21 protein-coding genes, 1 tRNA gene, 1 pseudogene and 1 riboswitch are annotated in these 20010 nt (G+C 56.0%); of the genes and pseudogenes, 20 read left to right on the top strand and 3 right to left on the bottom strand.

What is annotated here, in order from left to right; translation table 11 throughout:
• Positions 1–121: 121 nt before the first annotated feature.
• Positions 122–1978, bottom strand: coding sequence for an oligoendopeptidase F (gene pepF, locus LG52_RS07080; protein ID WP_044731388.1), 1857 nt, complete (start codon positions 1976–1978; stop codon positions 122–124).
• Positions 1979–2064: 86 nt separating this feature from the next.
• Here pepF and LG52_RS07075 point away from each other — a divergent pair, with 86 nt between their 5' ends.
• Positions 2065–2955, top strand: coding sequence for an aldo/keto reductase (locus LG52_RS07075; protein WP_044731387.1), 891 nt, complete (start codon positions 2065–2067; stop codon positions 2953–2955).
• Between the two features lie 13 nt (positions 2956–2968).
• Entirely contained in the window at positions 2969–5125 is a 2157-nt protein-coding gene (locus LG52_RS07070; RefSeq protein ID WP_044731386.1) for a DNA topoisomerase III, read from the top strand.
• Between the two features lie 76 nt (positions 5126–5201).
• On the opposite strand, the gene LG52_RS07065 is transcribed toward LG52_RS07070, so the two are convergent.
• Together LG52_RS07065 and LG52_RS07060 are read right to left on the bottom strand one after the other, a co-directional pair.
• Positions 5202–5645 (bottom strand): GNAT family N-acetyltransferase, encoded by a 444-nt coding sequence (locus LG52_RS07065; RefSeq protein ID WP_044731385.1) that lies wholly within the window; start codon positions 5643–5645, stop codon positions 5202–5204.
• Positions 5646–5778: 133 nt separating this feature from the next.
• Positions 5779–6660, bottom strand: a complete 882-nt coding sequence (locus LG52_RS07060; RefSeq protein ID WP_044731384.1) for a glycerophosphodiester phosphodiesterase family protein — start codon at positions 6658–6660, stop codon at positions 5779–5781.
• A 197-nt stretch (positions 6661–6857) separates the two neighbouring features.
• Here LG52_RS07060 and LG52_RS07055 point away from each other — a divergent pair.
• From LG52_RS07055 to cobM, 18 genes and pseudogenes are all read left to right on the top strand, one after another.
• A tRNA-Gln gene (locus LG52_RS07055) sits at positions 6858–6929 on the top strand.
• A gap of 235 nt (positions 6930–7164) precedes the next feature.
• Positions 7165–7650: a ribonuclease E activity regulator RraA gene (gene rraA, locus LG52_RS07045; protein ID WP_044733137.1), complete on the top strand. Its 486-nt coding sequence runs from the start codon at positions 7165–7167 to the stop codon at positions 7648–7650.
• 51 nt (positions 7651–7701) lie between these two features.
• Positions 7702–7956, top strand: a complete 255-nt coding sequence (locus tag LG52_RS07040) for a hypothetical protein (protein WP_008880145.1) — start codon at positions 7702–7704, stop codon at positions 7954–7956.
• Positions 7946–8326: a retropepsin-like aspartic protease gene (locus LG52_RS07035; RefSeq protein ID WP_008880146.1), complete on the top strand. Its 381-nt coding sequence runs from the start codon at positions 7946–7948 to the stop codon at positions 8324–8326. Before LG52_RS07040 ends, LG52_RS07035 begins: the two co-directional genes overlap by 11 nt.
• A 17-nt stretch (positions 8327–8343) precedes the next feature.
• Positions 8344–8484, top strand: a pseudogene (locus LG52_RS20975) (S-adenosylmethionine--2-demethylmenaquinone methyltransferase); the annotation flags it as partial.
• A gap of 60 nt (positions 8485–8544) precedes the next feature.
• Positions 8545–8737, top strand: a riboswitch (cobalamin riboswitch).
• Positions 8738–8917: 180 nt separating this feature from the next.
• Positions 8918–9316, top strand: coding sequence for a (2Fe-2S) ferredoxin domain-containing protein (locus tag LG52_RS07025; RefSeq protein WP_011231300.1), 399 nt, complete (start codon positions 8918–8920; stop codon positions 9314–9316).
• Positions 9317–10060, top strand: coding sequence for an energy-coupling factor ABC transporter permease (locus tag LG52_RS07020; RefSeq protein ID WP_020754781.1), 744 nt, complete (start codon positions 9317–9319; stop codon positions 10058–10060).
• Positions 10061–10064: 4 nt separating this feature from the next.
• Positions 10065–10358, top strand: a complete 294-nt coding sequence (locus LG52_RS07015; RefSeq protein WP_011231298.1) for an energy-coupling factor ABC transporter substrate-binding protein — start codon at positions 10065–10067, stop codon at positions 10356–10358.
• Positions 10342–11067, top strand: a complete 726-nt coding sequence (locus tag LG52_RS07010; RefSeq protein ID WP_011231297.1) for an energy-coupling factor transporter transmembrane component T family protein — start codon at positions 10342–10344, stop codon at positions 11065–11067. The genes LG52_RS07015 and LG52_RS07010 overlap by 17 nt, the downstream gene beginning before the upstream one ends.
• Entirely contained in the window at positions 11064–11861 is a 798-nt protein-coding gene (locus tag LG52_RS07005; protein ID WP_033005386.1) for an energy-coupling factor ABC transporter ATP-binding protein, read from the top strand. Before LG52_RS07010 ends, LG52_RS07005 begins: the two co-directional genes overlap by 4 nt.
• Before the next feature lie 64 nt (positions 11862–11925).
• On the top strand, positions 11926–13707 hold the full coding sequence (gene cobJ, locus LG52_RS07000; protein ID WP_075261898.1) for a precorrin-3B C(17)-methyltransferase: 1782 nt from the start codon (positions 11926–11928) through the stop codon (positions 13705–13707).
• Between the two features lie 212 nt (positions 13708–13919).
• Complete coding sequence (locus tag LG52_RS06995; RefSeq protein ID WP_008880154.1) at positions 13920–14747, top strand: sirohydrochlorin chelatase; 828 nt, start codon at positions 13920–13922, stop codon at positions 14745–14747.
• 15 nt (positions 14748–14762) lie between these two features.
• The gene (gene cobK / locus LG52_RS06990) at positions 14763–15539 is read left to right on the top strand and encodes a precorrin-6A reductase (protein ID WP_008880155.1); all 777 of its coding nucleotides are present in this window, start codon (positions 14763–14765) and stop codon (positions 15537–15539) included.
• Between the two features lie 58 nt (positions 15540–15597).
• A complete protein-coding gene (locus LG52_RS06985) occupies positions 15598–16245 on the top strand; it encodes a precorrin-8X methylmutase (protein ID WP_014195898.1) in 648 nt (215 codons plus the stop codon).
• Between the two features lie 6 nt (positions 16246–16251).
• Positions 16252–17370, top strand: coding sequence for a cobalt-precorrin-5B (C(1))-methyltransferase (locus LG52_RS06980; protein ID WP_014195897.1), 1119 nt, complete (start codon positions 16252–16254; stop codon positions 17368–17370).
• Complete coding sequence (locus LG52_RS06975) at positions 17336–18541, top strand: bifunctional cobalt-precorrin-7 (C(5))-methyltransferase/cobalt-precorrin-6B (C(15))-methyltransferase (RefSeq protein WP_014195896.1); 1206 nt, start codon at positions 17336–17338, stop codon at positions 18539–18541. The genes LG52_RS06980 and LG52_RS06975 overlap by 35 nt, the downstream gene beginning before the upstream one ends.
• Entirely contained in the window at positions 18538–19239 is a 702-nt protein-coding gene (gene cobI / locus LG52_RS06970; protein WP_008880159.1) for a precorrin-2 C(20)-methyltransferase, read from the top strand. The genes LG52_RS06975 and cobI overlap by 4 nt, the downstream gene beginning before the upstream one ends.
• Entirely contained in the window at positions 19236–20009 is a 774-nt protein-coding gene (cobM, locus tag LG52_RS06965) for a precorrin-4 C(11)-methyltransferase (RefSeq protein ID WP_044731381.1), read from the top strand. Before cobI ends, cobM begins: the two co-directional genes overlap by 4 nt.
• Position 20010: the final 1 nt, after the last annotated feature.

Raw genomic sequence — 20010 nt, 5'->3', positions numbered from 1 at the left:
CTATGGAATCACTTTGCGCGCGGTCGATCGCCTCAACCGATCCGGCGCGTTGCAGCGCAAAGCGATATTCTTCTTTCCGCCGTAAAAACAAGGGTGTCCCGAACGGCGCGGGACACCTCTTTCATGTAGACGGCTGACGGTTTTGGCTTGACAGCTGCCGATCGAGTTCGTCAACGAGTTCGGTGAAATGGCCCAAGACGCGCTCGATCGGTTCGGGGCTTGTCATATCCACTCCGGCTCGCTTGAGCAGACGGATCGGGTCATCGGATGCGCCGGAGCGCAAAAATTGTTTGTACCGCTTCACCGCCTCGCTGCTTGTATCGGTTTGGATGTCGTTCACAATGGTGTACGATGCCGCGAGTGAAGTGGCATATTTGTATACATAAAAGGCGTCATAAAAATGCGGGATGCGCAGCCAGCCGCGCGCGGCGCCGGGGTCGGCGGCGTACGCCGGGCCGTAATACGTTTTGAGCAGGCCAATCCAAAGATGGTTCAGTTCGTCCGCTGTCAGACTGCCGCCTTGGCGCACTTTGTCATGAATCATCCGTTCAAATTCGGAATACATGACTTGCGTGTACAACGTGCCGCGGATTTGCTCGATTTGTTCGATGAGCAAGCGGAGTTTTTCATCCTTTGTTTTCGCTTGCTTATACAGGTAATTGAGCATCAGCCATTCGTTCGCGGTCGAGGCGACTTCGGCGGTGAAAATCGAATGGCCGGAATAATGGTGCGGCTGCGCGCGGTTTGTGTATACGGAATGCATGGCGTGCCCAAGCTCGTGGGCCATCGTCAATACGCTGTCGATCGAACCGTTGTAATTGAGCAAGATGAACGGATGGGTGTCATACGCTCCCATGTTGTAGCCGCCGGTATATTTTTTCGGGCGCGGGTAGACATCAATCCACCGCTTTTCGAACGCTTGGCGCACGTGCTTCACATAGTCGGGGCCAAGCGGTTTGAGCCCTTCTAAAATTAACGTTTTCGCCGTTTCGACCGGAATCGATTTCGTCGTTTCGTTGACGAGCGGCACGTACAAGTCATAGCTGTGAACGCGGTCAATCCCGAGCGCGCGCCGCCGCAGTTCGACATAGCGGTGAAGCGCCGGCAAGTGGCGGCGGGTGGCGGCGATCAAGTGATCAAACACTTCCTTCGGTACGTCATCGGCGGCCAGCGCGGCGGCAAGGCCGGATGGATAGCGGCGCACATTCGCATACAATTCATCCGCTTTGACCGAGGCATACAGCGTCGCGGCTGCGGTTTGTTCCATGGCTTCATAACTTTTGGCTTTCGCCTCAAACGCCGCCTTTCGATAGCGGCGGTCCGGGTGCTCGAGCATGGCGGCGTATTGGTCGTCGGTCAATGTCACCGTTTTTCCGTTTGGCATCTTGACAGACGGCGGCTCGTAATCGCCGCGGGTGGCGTGGTCATAAATGTTCTCCGCTTCGCCGAGCGCCGGTGATAGTTTCGCGAGCAGCTGTTCTTCGCGTTTCGTGAGCGTATGCGGCTTTTGCTCGCGCAACTCATGGAAGTAATAACGGTACGCTTTCAGCGGTTTGCTTTTTTGGAGCTTCTTGAGCGTCCGCTCTGGGAGGGCGAGCAGTTCTGGCTCGATAAACGCTGTTTTCGCCGCATATTGGGCGGCGAGTGTTTCTACTTTCGCCCCGAGACGGGCTGCCGTTTCATCTTCAATGTTGAGATCGCGTTTTAAATGGGCGTAAAGCGATAGTTTTTCCAGCTTGCGGGCCATTTGTTCGTTTAAGGCGAACAGTTTGGCGATCGTCTTCGCATCGTCGAGCTTCCCTTCAAACGCCGCCAGTTTCGGCAAGGCGTTTTGCACCGCCTTGTAGTCGCGCATCCATTCATGTTCGGATGGGTAAATGTCAGCCACATTCCATTCGTATGCGGTTTCGGCGGCTGATGTCGGCCATGGGGAGGCCAAAAGAAGCACGGCGGCGAGCCCAAGGAGCCAGCGCTTCATATCATCACGTCCTTTCCGTTTTTTCCTCTTGTTGGTAGTATGCGCAAGCGGAACGATTTTAGCCAAAAAAGAAAGGGAGACGATCAATGGAACGAATCCGTTTAGCGGACGATTTGACTTTTTCCCGCCTCATTCACGGCTGTTGGCGGCTTGCGGACTGGGGCTATTCGCGCGAGCAGCTGCTGTCGATCATTGAATTTTGTCTTGAGCGCGGCATTACGACGTTTGACCATGCTGATATTTACGGCGACTACACATGCGAATCGCGCTTTGGCGAAGCGCTGGCGTTAAAGCCAAGCTTGCGCGGTCAGATCGAGATCGTGACGAAATGCGGGATCAAGCTGCCGCCAAAATACGGGATGAAATTATATGATACAAGCAAAACCCATATCATCGCCTCGGTCGAGCAGTCGTTGCGGAATTTCCGCACGGATTATATCGATGTCTTGCTCATTCATCGTCCGGATCCATTCATGAACCCGGAAGAGGTGGCCGAGGCGTTTTGCCAGCTGAAACAGGACGGAAAAGTGCGCTATTTCGGCGTCTCGAACTTTAAACGTTCGCAGTGGGAAATGCTTCAGTCGCATTTGCCGTTTCCGCTCGTGACCAACCAAATCGAAGTATCGGCGTATCGGTTGGAAAATCTTGAAGACGGCACCGTTGACCTTTGCCTTGAGAAGCGCATTCCGCCAATGGCATGGTCGCCGCTCGCCGGTGGAGCGATTTTTTCCGCTGACGATGACCGGGCGGTGCGGCTGCGCGGGACGCTTGAACAAGTGCGGCGGAAACTTGGCGCTGAGACGATCGACGAAGTGTTGTACGCGTGGCTCCTCGTTCATCCAGCGCGGATGATGCCGATTGTCGGCTCGGGGAAACGAGAACGCATCGAGCGGGCGGTGCGGGCGCTGTCCTTCCCGCTTTCCCGCGAGCAATGGTTCGCCATTTTGCAAAGCTCAATGGGGCATGATGTGCCATAAAGGAGAAAGGCCGATGAAAGTCATTATCGCGGAAAAGCCGGACCAAGGGGCGACGCTCGCCTCGATTTTTCGGACGAAAAAACGGCAAGGCTATATCGAAATTTTGCCGAATGACTTGTTTCCCGACGGGGCGTATATGACATGGGCGATCGGGCATTTGTTCCAGCTCGCAGCTCCTGAGCGGTACCGGTCCGAGTGGAAACGGTGGACGCTCAAAACGTTGCCGATCATCCCGGAACGGTTCGAGTATGAGATCGAAAAAGCGAAGGCGAAACAGTTTCAAGTGGTCAAGGAACTGTTGCGAAAGCCGGAAGTGACGGAAATCATCCATGCGGGCGACGCGGGGCGCGAAGGGGAGCTCATTGTGCGCAACATTATCCGTATGAGCGGCGTCAACAAACCGATTAAGCGGCTTTGGCTGTCATCGTTGACCCCAAAGGCCATTGAGGAAGGGTTTCGCCGTTTGCTTGATGAGCAGACAACGCGCCCGCTCTATGAGGAAGCGTACGCCCGCGCCTGCGCGGATTGGCTCGTCGGCATGAACGCCTCGCGCGTGTACAGCCTCTTGCTGAAGGAGCGCGGAATGAACGACATCTTTTCCGTCGGGCGTGTGCAGACGCCGACATTGGCCTTAATCGTCCGGCGCGAGCGGGAAATTGAGCAGTTTCGCCCTGAGCCGTTTTGGGAAGTCGTCGCTTCGTTTGCCATCGGCGACAAGCGCTATGAAGGAAAATGGACGGATGAAGACGGGCAGACGCGCCTCAAAGATGAGGCGATGGCGAAAAAGATCGCCGCCTTTTGTGAAGGCAAACGCGCGGAAGTCGCCGACGTCCGCACGGAGCGGAAAACGTATCAGCCGCCGCTGTTGTTCAACTTATCGACGTTGCAGACGACCGCCAACAAGCTGTACCGCTTCTCGCCGAAAAAGACGCTTGACGTGCTGCAATCGCTCTACCAAAAAGGGATCGTTTCGTACCCGCGCTCCGATTCGATGCACGTGACAAAGGGAGAAGCGGAAACGTTTCCGGCTATTTTGCAAAAGCTGTCGTCGTTTCCAGCGTACACTTCTTATTTTCCGTTGCCGCAGCCGTCGATTTTACAGAATAAACGTTATGTAAACGAGAAAAAAGTCACTGACCACTACGCGATCATTCCGACCGAGCAAGTGGTGGATCCAGAGAAGCTGTCGGCTGACGAACGGAAAGTGTACGATTTAGTCGTTCGCCGCTTGATTGCCGCCCACCACCAGGCGGCGGTCATCGATTATACGACCGTCACGACGCTCGTTGACGGTCGGGCTCGCTTCGTTTCGAAAGGAAGACAAGTCGTCGAGGAAGGATGGCGCGCGGTCATCCGCCCGCATGAAGAGGAGAAAGATGCTGTGCTGCCTCCCCTTGAGCGAGGCGAGGCAGGGGAAGCGGCCGCTGTCAAGGTGAAAGAAGGGAAGACCGAGCCGCCGAAACGGTATACGGAAGGCGAACTCATCACCTTGATGAAAACGGCGGGAAAATTTTTGGATGACGAGGAACTGGAAAAAGTGCTCGCCAAAACGGAAGGGCTCGGCACGGAAGCAACAAGGGCGGCGATCATTACCATGCTGAAAGAGCGGAAGTATATTGAAGTGAAAAAGAACCTCGTGTACGCGACCGACAAGGCGAAAGTGTTGATCGAGGCGCTCGGCGGCACGATCCTCGCCTCGCCGGAAATGACGGCGAAATGGGAGCAGCGCTTAAGCGAAATCGGAGAAGGGAGCGCCTCGCCCGCCGCCTTTATGGAACAGGTGAAAAAGTTGGCGCAAAAAGTCGTCGCTGACGCCATCGCCGCCGCGCCAAATTGGAATTTCAGAGGGGTTGACACCGCCTCGATCCAGCGGACAAGGAAGAAAAAAACAATGGGTGAGAAGCTTGGGCCGTGCCCGCTTTGCGGCGGGACCGTCATCGACAAAGGAACGTTGTACGGCTGCGACCAGTACGCGAAAACAAAATGCTCGTTTACGATCTCCAAACACATTCTCGGCAAAACGATTTCGGCGGCGAATGTGAAAAAGCTGCTGGCGCAAGGGAAAACAAATGTCATAAAAGGGTTTAAAAAAGGCGGGAAAACGTTTGACGCCATACTAGTTTGGGATGAAAACGAGAAGAAATTGTCGTTTCAGTTTCCGAAGCGGTGATGAAGGCAACAGAAGAAGTAGGGAAGGAGAGCTTGGCGAAAAGGCGGACCGATGGCGGCCCGCCTTTTTTTGCCCTTTACTCCGTTCGCGGCTCTTGAATCCGCTCCATCAACCGCTCCGGCTCGCTCGGCGTGGCAAAGCCGAACTGCCTGTACAGCCCGTGCGCGTCTTTCGTCGCGAGCATCACCTTGCGGACAGCGGCGACATCAGGATGGGCGAGCACGCATGATAACAGCCATTTCCCGAGACCTTGCCCACGGTATGCTTCATCGATGAACACGTCGCAGAGATAGGCGAACGTCGCCCGGTCGGTGATGACGCGCGCTATGCCAATTTGCCTGTCGCCGTAAAAAAGGGAAAAGCAGAGCGAATGGTCAAGCGATTTGACGATCGTTTCGCGGCTGCGCCCATGCGCCCAATACGAACGGGCGAGAAAGCCGCATACGCGGTCAAGCTGGACGCGGCGGCGGTCCGTCGTTACGGTAAACGATCCGTTTTGGTAGTCGATGGTCGTCCACATGATTTTGTCTCCTTTTTCTCAAATGATACACCGAATCGGGTCAAATGGGAACGATTTTCGTTTTTATTAACCATAATAACATTATGTAAAAAATATGTAAAAAATAAGTTCCCCTTGGCTCTCTGAAAGCCGGTCAATGGTGGAGCAGACGACGGCAGGCGGCGATGCGGCCAGGGCGGTCTGGATAATCGGTGAACAGGCCGTCAACGCCGAGGGTGCATAGGCGAGCGAGATCGTGTGGTTCATTGACGGTATAGACGTGAACAATGAGTCCGCGGCCATGGGCGGCGCGCACCCACTCTTCGGTGACGACCGAAAGCGGCAAGCCGATGCCATCGGCATAGATGGCGATTTGTTGGAGCAGCTCGTCGCGGCCGCTGTGCGCTTCCTTTTTGCCGACTAATTGAATGAGCCGAATGCCGTACGGGATGAGCGGTCGGAGCGCTTGCAAGCTTTCCGGGTGGAACGATTGAAACATGACGCGGCGCTGTTGCAGGAAACCGTGTTTTTTCAATAGATGGACGACCGCCTCTTCGATGCCGGGCTGTTTTGTTTCGATGTACAACGGGGCTTCCACACGCTCCGCTTTCAGCATCTGAATCACCTCCTCAAGCGTCGGGATGCGCTCGCCGGCAAAGCGCGGGTCAAACCACGACCCGGCATCGAGCCGCCTCAGTTCAGCGAACGAAAAATCATTTACCCGCCACGGAGCACGGCGCGGGTAGACCGTTTCGGCATTTGTCGTCCGGGCGAGCGTGGCGTCATGCATGGCGATGAGCTTTCGGTCTTTTGTCATCTGCACGTCGACTTCTATATAGTCCGCCTGCATGCAGGCGGCAAGGCGGTAGGATGAGAGCGTATGCTCCGGCGCGTATCCAGACGCGCCACGGTGGGCGATGATGTCGGTTTTCGGCTGGCTGGATGGCTGGCGGGCAGCCGAGGACGCTAAGACGAGCGGCAGCGATAACAGAAACCATGCGCAAAAACATAAGCGAAAAACAGTAATTCGGCGCATATGCATCTCTCCCTTTCCCAATTCAATGATACCATAATTAGGGAAAATAACCATGAAAGAAAAACGAAACAACGAGGTGATATGATGATGAAGAAAGGGTTCTTGTGTCGATAGTTTCGCGCATACAGCAAAAGGATATTCAGTTTGATGCATAAAGCACGCCGTTATGCCGCATACTGTAAATGACAACAAAGCGATGGGCTATAGCCAAGCGGTAAGGCAACGGACTTTGACTCCGTGATGCGCTGGTTCGAATCCAGCTAGCCCAGCTGAATCGCCGGACGGGCTCGTTCGTCCCGGCGGCCAAAACGGCTTCCGCCATGTTGTGCGGGGCCGTTTTTTCGTTCGCCGGAAAACGGGGACGAGAAAATCTTTTTATCGTTTTCAGCGGTCCGCAAGGACACGCATCCGATTCCCGAGCAGAAGCAGCGCCGCAAAAAAATATGGAGTCGGCAGGATTTTGACGAATGGAGGCGAATGAAAAAAACGAAAGGGGAGAGGATCATGAAAACAGCTGATTTATGCGACCAATTTTTAGATAAGTTGCAAGTCTGCGAGCTGCCGTTCCAATCGTATGGCGGAAAACGGATGTTTTCCGGACCGATCGCGACGGTCGATGTGTTTGAAGACAACGTCCTTGTCCGTGAAGCGCTCGAGACGGTGCTGCCGGGGACGGTGCTCGTGGTCGATGGAAAAGGCTCGCGCCGCGTCGCTCTGTTAGGCGACCGGTTGGCGCAAATCGCCTGCGACCGGGGGCTTGCCGGCGTCATCATCCACGGCTGCATCCGCGATTCAGCGGAAATCGGCCGCATGCCGCTTGGGGTCATGGCGATCGGCACGTGCCCGGTGAAAAGCAAAAAAGAGGGAAAAGGATTGCGCGACGTGACGCTCGAGTTTGGCGGCGTCCGCTGGGAGCCGGGGGCGTACGTGTACGCGGATGCGGACGGCGTTGTCGTCGCCAACAAAGATTTGTTGGCGAAAAATGGTTGACGGCTGCGGTCGAGTCTCGTTCAATACAACGAACAGGTTGAGGCGATGGAGATGGAATGGCAGGAAGTGCGTTCATTGTATCCAAATCAATTTGTGAAATTACAAGTATTAAAGTCCCATTTAGAGGGAGATCAAGAAATCATTGAAGAGGTGGCTGTTATCGGAACGGTTTCGGACAAGGATGCAACTCGTGAGTTGCTGCAATCGAAAGGGAATCAGCTTGTTTATCATACTAGCCACAAGGAGATTGTTTTAAAAGTTCGGGGAGCGATTGGCCTGAGAGGGAAATTTCATTATGCAGATTGAATATCGTGAAGGCTTGCTGTTTGCATCGATCGAAATCGTTTATCAAGGAAGGTCTAAGTTGATTCATAATATGGTGATTGATACTGGTGCGGCGAAAACAGTGATTTCTCAAAATGCAGTAGAAGATATTCATTTGCGGGTAGAGCCGGGCGATCGTATTGTGGCTTATTACGGAATCGGTGGGAAAGAGTACGCGTTTACAAAAAAATTAGACTGTATTCAGCTAGATTCTTTCCAGCTAAGAGAGTATGAAATTGATTTTAGCGGGATGGACTATGAGGGGATTAACGGTTTGTTAGGATTGGATATATTGCTGGGCGCTGGATTTGTCTTAGACCTGGACAAGTTGGAGATGTATCGTTCTGGTTGAAATGGAACGCCCGCTCGAAATGCCAAAAAGAAGGAAAAGGCGCCCGCGACGTTGCGCTCGAGTTTGGCGGCGTCCGCTGGGAGCCAGGGGCGTACGTGTACGCTGATGCGGACGGCGTTGTCGTCGCCAACAAAGATTTGTCGGCAAAAAACGGTTGACGGCAACGCATTGGTTGTACTACGATGAAAACGGATGCTTGTTCCATGACAGCGCATATATGGCGGTAAGACAAACAAGGTGCCTAGCCCGCTTAGGGCTTGGGTGAAAAGGGAAGCTCGGTGAAAATCCGGCACGGTGCCCGCCACTGTGATGGGGAGCTTTGCGGCAACAAGTCACTGAAGGATGCTTCGGGAAGACGCCGCCAAGCGATGATCCTAAGTCAGGAGACCTGCCTTGTTTGGATCGGACGGATGCCTACGGGACTATAGGCAGACGTGCGGGAGAATGACGGCTTTAGGGGCCCTGTTTGGGCCGTTTACGGCTTTCGTATACATTTTTCTGCACCTCTGCTGTAGAGGTGCTTTTTCTTTTGTCGAAAAACCGTCCGTCTGCCGCATTTCATTCTACCATTCTAGCAAAAGGGGGGATTTGGTGGCGACGTGGGATTTGCGGGGAATGAAGCATCATGTGCTCATTTGCAACGGAGGGACGTGCCTCCGCCATGGCGGAGATGACGTGACAACCGCGGTGCGCGAGGAAATCGCCCGCCTTGGGCTTGACGACGCTGTCCATACAACAAGGACGCGCTGCAACGGACGATGCCAAGACGCGTGCGTGATGATCGTCTATCCGCAAGGCATCTGGTATCGACAGATGACGCCGGAGCGGGCGAAGGAGGTTGTGCGCGCCCATTTGGGTGAGGGGGTTCCGATGCGGGAGTGGGCGACGTATGAATACGAAGGCGAATTGGTGTTGACGCCAGCCGGCGAACGGGAGGCGCCAAGCGGAAAACGGAAAACGGAACATGCTGCGAAAGGAGTGAAGGGATAAATGAAGAGAGCGGTTCGATGGAGCGGAATGGCGGCTTTGTTCGTTTCCTATTTTTTGTTGACGAATGAAAATGAAGCGTATGCCATGCATATTATGGAAGGATTTTTGCCTGTCAAATGGGCGCTGTTTTGGTGGCTGTTGTTTTTGCCGTTCTTTGTGTTCGGATTGCGGCGGCTTGTGCATACGCTGAAGCAGCACCCCGAACATAAGCTTCTGATGGCGTTAGCTGGCGCGTTTACATTTGTATTGTCGGCGTTGAAAATTCCATCCGTCACCGGCAGCAGCTCGCATCCGACCGGGATCGGCTTCGGCTCGGTTTTGTTTGGACCATGGGTGATGGTGGTGATCGGCACAGTCGTTCTTCTCTTTCAAGCGCTGCTTCTTGCCCACGGAGGAGTGACGACGCTTGGGGCCAATGCGATGTCGATGGCGATCGTCGGCCCGTTCGTCGCGTACGGAGTGTATCAACTGTGCCGAAAAGGGGCGGTATCCAATCGAGCGGCTTTGTTTCTTGCCGCTTGTTTGTCTGATTTGGCTACATATGTCATGACGTCCCTGCAGCTTGCCCTGGCGTTTCCGTCTCCTGATGGGGGAGTCACCGCCTCGTTTTTGAAATTCGCCGGCATTTTTGCCATTACTCAAGTGCCGTTGGCGGTGACGGAAGGCATCATAACGGTAATCGTCTGGAACTGGCTTTCCTCCTATCAAGCTTCTCCGCTGTTCCAAAAGGAAAAGGGGGCGTAATGCGATGAAGAAAAATGGCTTGCTCGTGTTGCTGGCTGCTTTGCTTGTCATCATTCCTCTTTGGTGGGCGCGCGGATCGGAATTCGGTGGAACGGACGATCAGGCGGAAAAAGCCATTCAAACGCTCAACCCGCATTACCGGCCGTGGTTTGAGTCGATCTTCACCCCTCCAGGCGGCGAAGTCGAAACGCTTCTGTTCTCGCTGCAAGCCGCGCTTGGCGCCGGCGTGATCGGCTACGTCGTCGGGTTGTACAAAGGGCGTTCGGAGCGGAAAAACAGCCATGATTCGCGAGTTTGACCGTTGGGCGTATGACAACCGGCTGCGGGCATGGCGGGCGGAGTGGAAGCTGATCGTGGCGTTTGTTATGCTTGCCGTTGTCATGATGGGCGGCTGGCGCGAACAATGGCTTGTGCTCATCGGAATGGCGTATTGGATTGTCGCTCGTGCACGAGTGCCGTTTTCCGTGTATGGAAAAGCGATGCTCGCCGCCTCCGTTTTTTTAGGGCTCAGCCTGCTGACGCTCGTTGTGTCCGTGTCGGTTCCTTTTCAAATAACTTTCATCGACAGCCAGCTGCAGCCGGCTGCAAAGCTCGCCGTCCGCTCCCTTGCCGCCTGGTCGTGCTTGTTTTTCCTTCTCATTACGACGCCGGCGCCGGACTTGATTGCGGTGCTGAGGCGAATGCGGCTGCCGGCGGCGCTCGTGGAACTTTGCTTTCTTATGTATCGCTTTATCTTTTTGCTCGAGCAGGCGGCCGCAGAGCTGATGCTGGCGTTGCGGGCCCGCAGCGGGGGAACGCATTGGCGGCATGGCGGGATGCTGATGTACCAACTATGGATGAAAACGTGGCAGTCGTATGAAGCGTTCAGCCGTTCGCTTGCGGCGCGTGGAGGCGTCGCGTCGGCTGGGCATACGCATCAGCGGGAAAAAGCGCATGTGCCTCTTGTCGATGTTGCGGCCGGCATCATCATGGCCTTGCTGCTTGGGTGGGCATGGCGGAAAGGGTGAAAACGTTGCTGCTGCGAATGGAACGAGTGAAATACGCTTATCAAGCAGAACGGTATGTGCTGAATGGGATTGATTGGGAAATTCCAGAGCGAAAAAAATGCGCCTTGATCGGGCCAAACGGCTGCGGCAAAACGACGTTGTTTCTTCATTTGAACGGGCTGCTGCGGGCGCAGGAAGGAGCGGTGTATTGGAAAGGGCGCAACATGTATGAACGCGGCGCTGATTGGACGCAATGGCGGCGTGAAGTCGGCATCGTCTTTCAAAACCCGGAGCATCAAATCCTCGCCCCGCTCGTGCGTGATGAATTGGCGATCAGCTTAGTCCATGCCGGAATCGATCGAGAAAAAATGGGGGAGGCGCTTGCCGCGATTACGGCGGAATACCACCTTCAATCTTGGCTGGACCGCCCGACCCATCAATTCAGTCTCGGACAGAAAAAATGGCTGACGCTCTGCTGTACGATGGCGGCCAAGCCGGACTTGCTCGTATTGGACGAACCGACCGCCTATTTGGATCAGCATCAGACAAAGCAGTTTCTCAAACAAATTGACGCCATTCACCAGGCGGGGACGACTGTGTTGATCGCCACCCATGACATGGATTTCGTCTGGCAGTGGGCGGATGTCGTCGCGGTCATGCACGAAGGACGGATCGTGATGCAAGGGGCACCTGAAGACGTATTCGCCGACCGCCAGCGGCTGTTGGACATTCGCTTGGATGTTCCGCTGTTCGTGCGGCTTTGGCAAGCATGGCGGCCAGAGGAAAAGATCGTCCCCCGATGTGTTGCGCCGTGAAAGGGACATGAGCGGCGAATGGAGTGTGAAAAATGGGTGCTAGTCGGCAAAAGGAGGGATCATGATGAGCGGCAAATTGCTCATTGTCGGCTTCGGCCCGGGAAGCGTCGACCATATGACGAAACGGGCTCGGGAAGCAATTGAAGAAAGCGACGTCATCATCGGCTACAAAACGTACATCGAACTTGTGCGCGATCTCATTGCTGGAAAAGAGATCATCAGCACAGGCATGACCGAAGAAGTGAGCCGCGCCCAAGCGGCGGTGAAGTGGGCCGAGCGCGGCAAAACGGTTGCCGTCATCTCCAGCGGCGACGCCGGGTTGTACGGCATGGCGGGGCTCGTGTATGAAGTGTTGATCGAAAAAGGGTGGACGAAAGCGAGTCCGATTGAAGTCGAAGTCATTCCCGGCATTTCCGCCATCCATTCGTGCGCGGCGCTGCTTGGCGCCCCGATTATGCACGATGCCTGTACGATCAGTTTGAGCGATCATTTGACGCCGTGGGAGCTGATTGAAAAGCGGATTGACGCCGCGGCGGCGGCCGATTTTGTCATCGCGCTGTACAACCCGAAAAGCGGGCGGCGCACTCGGCAGATTGTGGAGGCGCAGCGCATCCTGCTTCGCCACCGGTCTCCGGAGACCCCGGTCGGTCTGGTAAAAAGCGCGTATCGCGAGCGTCAGCATATTGTCCTCACCGACTTGGCGCATATGCTGGACCATGAAATCGGTATGTTGACGACGGTCATTATCGGCAACTCGACGACTTTTGTTTACGATGGGCTCATGATCACGCCGCGCGGCTACCAGCGCAAATACCAGTTGACCGCCGCCGTCCAGCCGCTCAAGCCGCATGAGCGGCTGCGCAAAGAGGCGGAGCCGTGGGCGCTCGACCAGACGAAGCCGCTGAGAGAGCCGGACGAAGAAAACGGAGAAGCGTTTCGGCCGTTTGCCGCGGCTGCCTCCGCTTTCGGCGACGAGAAAGACCGCGGTTTGGCCGCCGTGGCGGTTTTGCCGCCGGCTGTGGACGCGGCCGCGAAGGAAGCTGGATTGGCGCCGGCAGCTTCCGCTTTTCCGCTGCCGGAGGAGCCATTCGTCCAAACGGAAAACCGGCCGTCATCCGCTCTGTTGCATCGGGTGAGAGAAACAGCGGAGGACGCGCTTGCAGCATTGGAAAGAAGAACGACAAAGAAGGCGTCCGCCGTGCTGTTCGAAGCGGCAGTGAGCCCAGGGGTGGCCAACAAGCAGTTCACTCCGGAACAGCTCATCGCGCTCGCCGAAGCGGTCGGACCGGACGGGAAAATGACGTACACGCCGGATCATTATATCAAAATCGAGCGGGTGACAGAGGATCCAAAAGGGCTTGTCGATCGGCTCGCTGCTGTCGGACTGATGGTGATGCCGGTTGGTGATGTGCTGACGGTGAAGGCATGCGACTTTTGCGATGGAGAGAAAAAAGACGCGATTCCATATGCCGAGGAATTGGCGCGGCGATTTGGGGGCATGGCGCTGCCGAAAGAGTTGAAGCTTGGCATCAACGGCTGCGGCATGGCATGCTACGGCGCGGTGCGCGAAGACATCGGGCTTGTGTACCGGAAAGGGAAATTTGACTTGTTTTTAGGCGGGAAAACGGTCGGCCGCAACGCCCATCCTGGCCAGCTCGTTGCGGAAGGCATCCCGCCGGAAGAGATGGTGGCGGTTATGGCAGAAATCATCGAACAGTATCAAGAACAAGCACATCCAAATGAACGGTTTCATAAGTTTTTCCGCCGCGTGAAGCAAGTCGGACGTTTTTCACACGAAGAGGCAAAACCGGCCGCGTCCATCGAAATGCCGGCTTGCGGTGAGTGACGGAAGCATGCGTTATATAAGTGCAGCTTGAACGTCTGCAGATGTCGTTGGTGTCGAAGCGACGCATCTTTTTCCGACAGTCGATCGAATAACCGGCTGGTTCCATAAAAGAGCATAGATGGGCGCCTCGCATTTGGATGAAGCGCCCATCGAGTCATTGCGCTTATAGGGAACGGCGGAAGACGTCCGCTAACAAAAGGGGGAAAACAAGGATGAGAGCCATTTTATTTGTCGGCCATGGAAGCCGCGACCCGGAAGGGAACGAGCAAGTGCGGCAGTTTGTCGACCGCCTGCGGCCGCGTTTGCGCGATTCGTTTCATATTGAAACAAGTTTTTTAGAATTTGGCCGTCCGTCGATCGGCGAAGGAATCGAACGCTGCGCCGAAGCCGGGGCAATGGAAGTGGCGGTCATTCCGCTCATTTTATTGCCGGCCGGGCATTCGAAGCTGCATATCCCGGCGGAAATCGATGAGGCCAAAGCGCGCTATCCGCATATGGTGTTCCGCTACGGCCGCCCCATCGGCGTCCATGAGCAGACATTTGCTATTTTGCGCGAACGATTGCAAGAAATCGGCGAGCGGCCGGAGCAGCCGGATGACGGAACAGCGGTCATTTTGCTTGGCCGCGGCGGGAGCGATCCGGATGCGAACAGCGACTTGTATAAAATCGCCCGCCTCTTTTGGGAACAGACCGGCTATGCGCTCATCGAGCCGGCGTTTATGGGCGTGACGACGCCGTCCCTTGATGATGCTGTCCGCCGCTGTCTCATGCTCGGAGCTAGGCGGATCGTTGTTCTTCCGTATTTTTTATTCACCGGCATCCTGATTAAGCGGCTTGAGCAGCAAATGGCGCAATACCAAGCTGAGCACTCGCATATCTCGTTTGCGCTTGCCGGCTATTTTGGATTTCATCCGAAGCTTGAGGAGATCGTGCTTGACCGCCTCAACGAGGTGCTCGGCCAAACGGTGGCGATGAATTGCGACATCTGTCAATATCGGCTGCACGCCGCCCATCATCACCATCATCATCACCATCATTGAAGGAGGAAGCGTCCGATGATTTTATTGTTAGCTGGAACAAGCGATGCCCGCGAATTGGCGGTGATGATCCAACAAGCCGGCTATAACGTAACCGCGACGGTCGTCACCGATCACGCGGCCGAACAGCTCCGATCGGCCGGCATTCGCGCCTATGTCGGCCGCTTGGATGCGTCCCAGCTTGCCGATCTGGCCAAAGCCGAGGGGGCCAAAGCGATTGTGGACGCGAGCCATCCATTTGCTGAAGAGGCGTCAAAAAACGCCATGCAAGCGGCAGCAGACGCCGGGTTGCCCTACATTCGCTACGAGCGGCAGGCGTCTTCGTTTTCATCCGAGAAGGTGACATTTGTCGACAGCTATGAAGAAGCGGCTGACTTGGCGGCGGAAAAAGGCGGCGTCGTGATGCTGACGACCGGCAGCAAAACGCTCGACATTTTCGCCGCGAGGCTCATCGGTCGCCCGGACGTCAAGGTGATTGCGCGGATGCTGCCGCGGAAAGACAATCTCGACAAATGCGAGCGGCTCGGGTTTTCCCAAGAGCAGATCGTCATGATGCAAGGGCCGTTTACGAAAGAGCTCGATCGGGCGCTATACCGCCATTTTGGCGTCACGGTCGTCGTCACGAAAGAAAGCGGCAAAGTCGGGTTTGTCGATGAGAAAATCGCTGCCGCCGAGGAGCTCGGCATTGATGTCATCGTCATCCGCCGCCCACGGTTGTCATACGGCATCGTGCATCACGATTTTGCCGGCGTGCTCGAGGCGTTGAAGCAGCATGCGCCGCTTCCGGCCGTGTAAAGAATGGGATTCTAGCGGCCGCTCATGCAAGCGATCATGAAGAAAGGAGAGAATTGTCATGGACTTCCATACAACATTTCGTCCGGCGACGGTGCAGCCGGAACAAATTGAAGCGCGCAGCTTTCAAATCATTGATGAAGAGATCGGCGAGCATTCATTTACAGAAGAACAATACCGAATCGTTCAGCGCGTCATCCATGCATCGGCTGATTTTGAGCTGGGCAAAAGCCTCATTTTCCACCCGGATGCGATCCGCTCAGGCATTGATGCCATTCGCAGCGGCAAGCTCGTCGTCGCCGATGTGCAAATGGTGCAAGCCGGCGTCAATCAAGCGCGGCTTGCGAAGTTCGGCAGCGCGGTGCGCGTCTATATTTCTGATGAAGACGTGATCGCTGAAGCGAAACGGTTGAATACGACGAGGGCGATTGTCGCTATGCGCAAAGCGGTGAAAGAAGCGGAAGGCGGCATTTTTGCCATCGGCAACGCTCCGACAGCGTTATTGGAGCTCATTCGCCTCATCAAAGAAGGAGAGGCGCGGCCGGGATTGGTGATCGGCTTGCCGGTCGGATTCGTCTCGGCGGCGGAATCGAAAGAAGAATTGGCGAAGCTCGATGTGCCGTTCATCACCAACCGCGGCCGCAAAGGAGGAAGCACCGTGACCGTCGCTGCCTTGAATGCTTTATCGCTGCTCGCCGAGCGAGCGTGACGAACGATGGAAACGAAAAAAACGCTGCGTGAAGGGTATACGACCGGATCGTGCGCGACAGCGGCAACGAAAGCCGCGCTCACGGCGCTCATCACTGGCCAAGTGCAGGCGGAGGCGACGATTCGGATTCCGATCGGGCGGGTGGTGACCTTTTCGCTCGCCTCTTGTTCGTTCGATGGCGAAACGGCGACGGCCTCGGTCGTGAAGGATGGCGGCGATGACCCAGATGCGACGCACGGCGCGCTCATCGTTTCCACTGTCTCGTGGGCCTCGTCGCCGGGCGTTCATATCGACGGCGGTGAAGGGGTCGGACGCGTCACCAAACCCGGCTTGCCGGTGCCGGTCGGGGAAGCGGCGATCAATCCAGTGCCGCGGCAAATGATCCGCGAAGCCGTCAATGAAGTGCTGGCGCAATACGGTCTACATCGCGGGGTGAAGGTCGTCATTTCTGTGCCCGGCGGCGAGGAAATCGCCAAAAAAACGTTGAACCCGAGACTAGGCATCATTGGCGGCATTTCGATTTTGGGGACGCGCGGCATCGTCGTTCCGTTCTCCACCGCCGCCTACCGGGCGAGCATCGTGCAGGCGCTTCAAGTGGCGAAAGCGAACGGCTGCCGCCATGTTGTCATCACGACCGGGGGGCGGAGCGAGAAATACGCCATGCAAGAATATCCACATTTGCCGGAAGAAGCGTTTATCGAAATGGGCGATTTTGTCGGCTTTACGCTGAAACAATGCAAACGGCTTGGCATCAAGATGGTGTCGATGGTCGGGATGATGGGGAAATTTTCGAAAGTCGCTCAAGGAGTGATGATGGTGCACTCGAAAAGCGCCCCGGTCGACTTTGGCTTTTTGGCTGCCATCGCCGAGCAGGCAGGTGCTGGCCCAGAACTGGTGGCTGCGGTGCGCGGCGCGAATACGGCGGCGCAAGTCGGCGACATGATGCAAGAGGCCGGTTGCATGAAGTTTTTCGAGCTTTTGTGCGAAGCGTGCTGCCAGGCGGCGCTTCACGAAGTGGGAGGCGGTCTGACGGTGGCGACGTCCATTTACACAATGAACGGACAACAATTAGGAAAGGCGGTGCAGACCGATGGGGACGATGAAGTTGATCGGTGTGGGTGCTGATGGGCAAGCAAGTCTTCCTGAGCTGTATCGACGCTGGATTGATGAAAGCGAGCTGCTTGTCGGCGGCGAACGGCAGCTGGCGATGTTTCCTGAATACAAAGGAGAAACGATCATCATCCGCCGCGGACTGGCGGAGCTGGTGGAGCGGCTCCGCCATGAGACGCGCAACACGGTCGTGCTTGCTTCCGGCGATCCGCTCTTTTACGGCATCGGCAGCTATTTGGCCGGCAAATTGCCGATCGACGTGTATCCGGCCGTCAGCTCAGTGCAATGGGCGTTTGCGAAAATGGGCGAGTCTTGGCAAGACGCGGCGTTTGTCAGCGTCCATGGCCGGCCGCTCACCGGTTTGGCTCAGCGGATCGACGGGCGGCGCAAAGTCGCCATCTTAACCGATGAGACGAACTCGCCGGCCGCCATCGCCCGCTATTTGCTCGAGTACGGCATGACGGAATATGAGGCGTTTGTCGGCGAGGAGCTCGGCGGGCCGAATGAGCGATGCCGGTTTTTCAAGCTAGAAGAAATGGCAGAAACCGAGTTTCTTCCATTAAATATAGTCATTTTGAGGCAAACCGCTCCTGGTCCGATTTGGCCGCTCGGCATTGACGATGATGAATTTTTCCAACGCAAGCCGGACAAAGGGCTGATTACAAAGAAAGAAATTCGCGTCTTAAGCGTAAGCGCCTTGCGCTTGCGCCCGGACAGCGTCGTCTGGGACATTGGGACGTGCACCGGTTCGGTCGCGATTGAAGCGGCGAAAATCGCCCGCGACGGGGCGGTGTTTGCGATTGAAAAAAATGAATACGACCTCGAGATTTGCCGGCAAAACTTGCGCAAATTCCGCGTTGACATCACGCTTGTGCACGGCAGGGCGCCCGATCGGCTCGATGAGTTTGCCGACCCGGATGCCATCTTTATCGGCGGCACGTCAGGCGCGATGTCGCCGTTGTTGGACGTCTGTGCGAAACGGCTGAAGAAAAATGGACGCATCGTGATCAACGCGGCAACGGTTGAGACGCTTGCTGAAGCGGGCTGCGAGCTGCGCAGCCGTGGATTTCATGTTGACATCACGCTCGCGCAAGTGTCGCGAAGCAAGCCCATTTTAGAGTTGACGCGCTTTGAGGCGCTCAATCCGGTGTATATCATGACAGCCAAGCGGGAGGGAGACGAATGACCGGCACGTTGTACGGCATCGGTGTTGGCCCGGGCGATCCAGAGCTCATGACGGTGAAAGCATACCGCCGCCTAAAAGAAGCGGATGTCATCGCCTATCCAAAAAAAGGGCGGCAAAGCAAAAGCTATGCGGAACAAATTATTGATGCGTATTTTGCGCCAGAGGAAAAACGGCGGCTCGGCCTGCATTTTCCGATGACAAAAGACCGAGCCTTGCTTGAGCCGAAGTGGAACGAGGCGGCGGACGCCATTTGGGCGGAGCTGTCGGCCGGGCGCGATGTCGCGTTTGTGACCGAAGGCGATCCGCTGTTGTACAGCACGTTCATCCATTTGATGCACGTAATGGAGCGCCGCTATCCGGAAGCGCCGATTGAAGTCGTCCCCGGCGTCAGTTCGGCCAACGCTGCTGCCGCTAGGCTTCGTCTGCCGCTGGCGGATGGTGATGAAACCGTGGCGATCGTGCCCGCCCGCGACGATGTTGAGGCGATGAAAGCAGTGCTTCTTGAGCACGATTGCGTTGTCTTTTTTAAAGTGGCGAAAGTGATCGATTTGCTGGTTCGTCTGTTGCGGGAACTCGATTTGCTTCATCGCGCCGCTGTTGTGACGAAAGTGACGTCCGGCGAGGAAGTCGTGTGGAAGGTCGAGGAGCTCGACGGAGCGGAACTCGAATATTTGACATTGATGGTGGTGAGAAAGTGAAGCTGTATATCGTAGGGGCGGGGCCGGGAGCGCCGGATTTGATCACGGTTCGCGGCGCCGAGCTTCTCGCTGCTGCCGACGCCATTTTTTACACCGACTCGCTAGTGAGCGCGGAATTGATCGAGCGCTACCGGAAGCCGGATGCTGACGTTTTCCATACCGCCGGCATGCATTTAGAAGAAATGGTCGCGGCAATGGCGGAGCAAGTGAAACAAGGACGGCTTGTCGTGCGCGTCCATACCGGTGATCCATCGATTTACGGGGCGACGCTTGAGCAAATCGCCTTGTTGAAAGAAGAAGGAATTGAAGTGGAAATCGTCCCCGGCGTCAGTTCGGCGTTTGCCGCCGCGGCCGCCGTGCAGGCGGAGCTCACCGTTCCGGAATTGACGCAGACGGTCATTTTCACCCGCGCCGAGGGGCGGACGCCGATGCCGCCGCGTGAGAAATTGCAGGAGCTGGCGCAGCATCATTGTACGCTCGTTCTTTTTTTAAGCGCGACGCTTGCCAAAAAAGTAAGCGCGGCGCTCCTTGAAGCGGGCTGGAGCGGTGATACGCCTGTCGCGATCGTCTATAAGGCGACATGGCCGGATGAAGTCGTGATTCGTTCCACCGTTGCCACAATGGCTGACGATATGCGGCGCCATGGTGTGACGAAACACGCGATCATGTTGGCCGGTTGGGCGCTCGATCCCCATATTCATGAGCGCGGCTACTGTTCGAAGCTGTACGACCGCACGTTTACGCACGGATATCGAAAGGGGGAGAAGTAAG

The sequence above is a fragment of the Geobacillus kaustophilus genome, assembly GCF_000948285.1.
GTDB classification, from domain to species: Bacteria; Bacillota; Bacilli; order Bacillales; family Anoxybacillaceae; genus Geobacillus; species Geobacillus thermoleovorans_A.
This window is presented reverse-complemented; position numbering and strand designations above follow the sequence as displayed.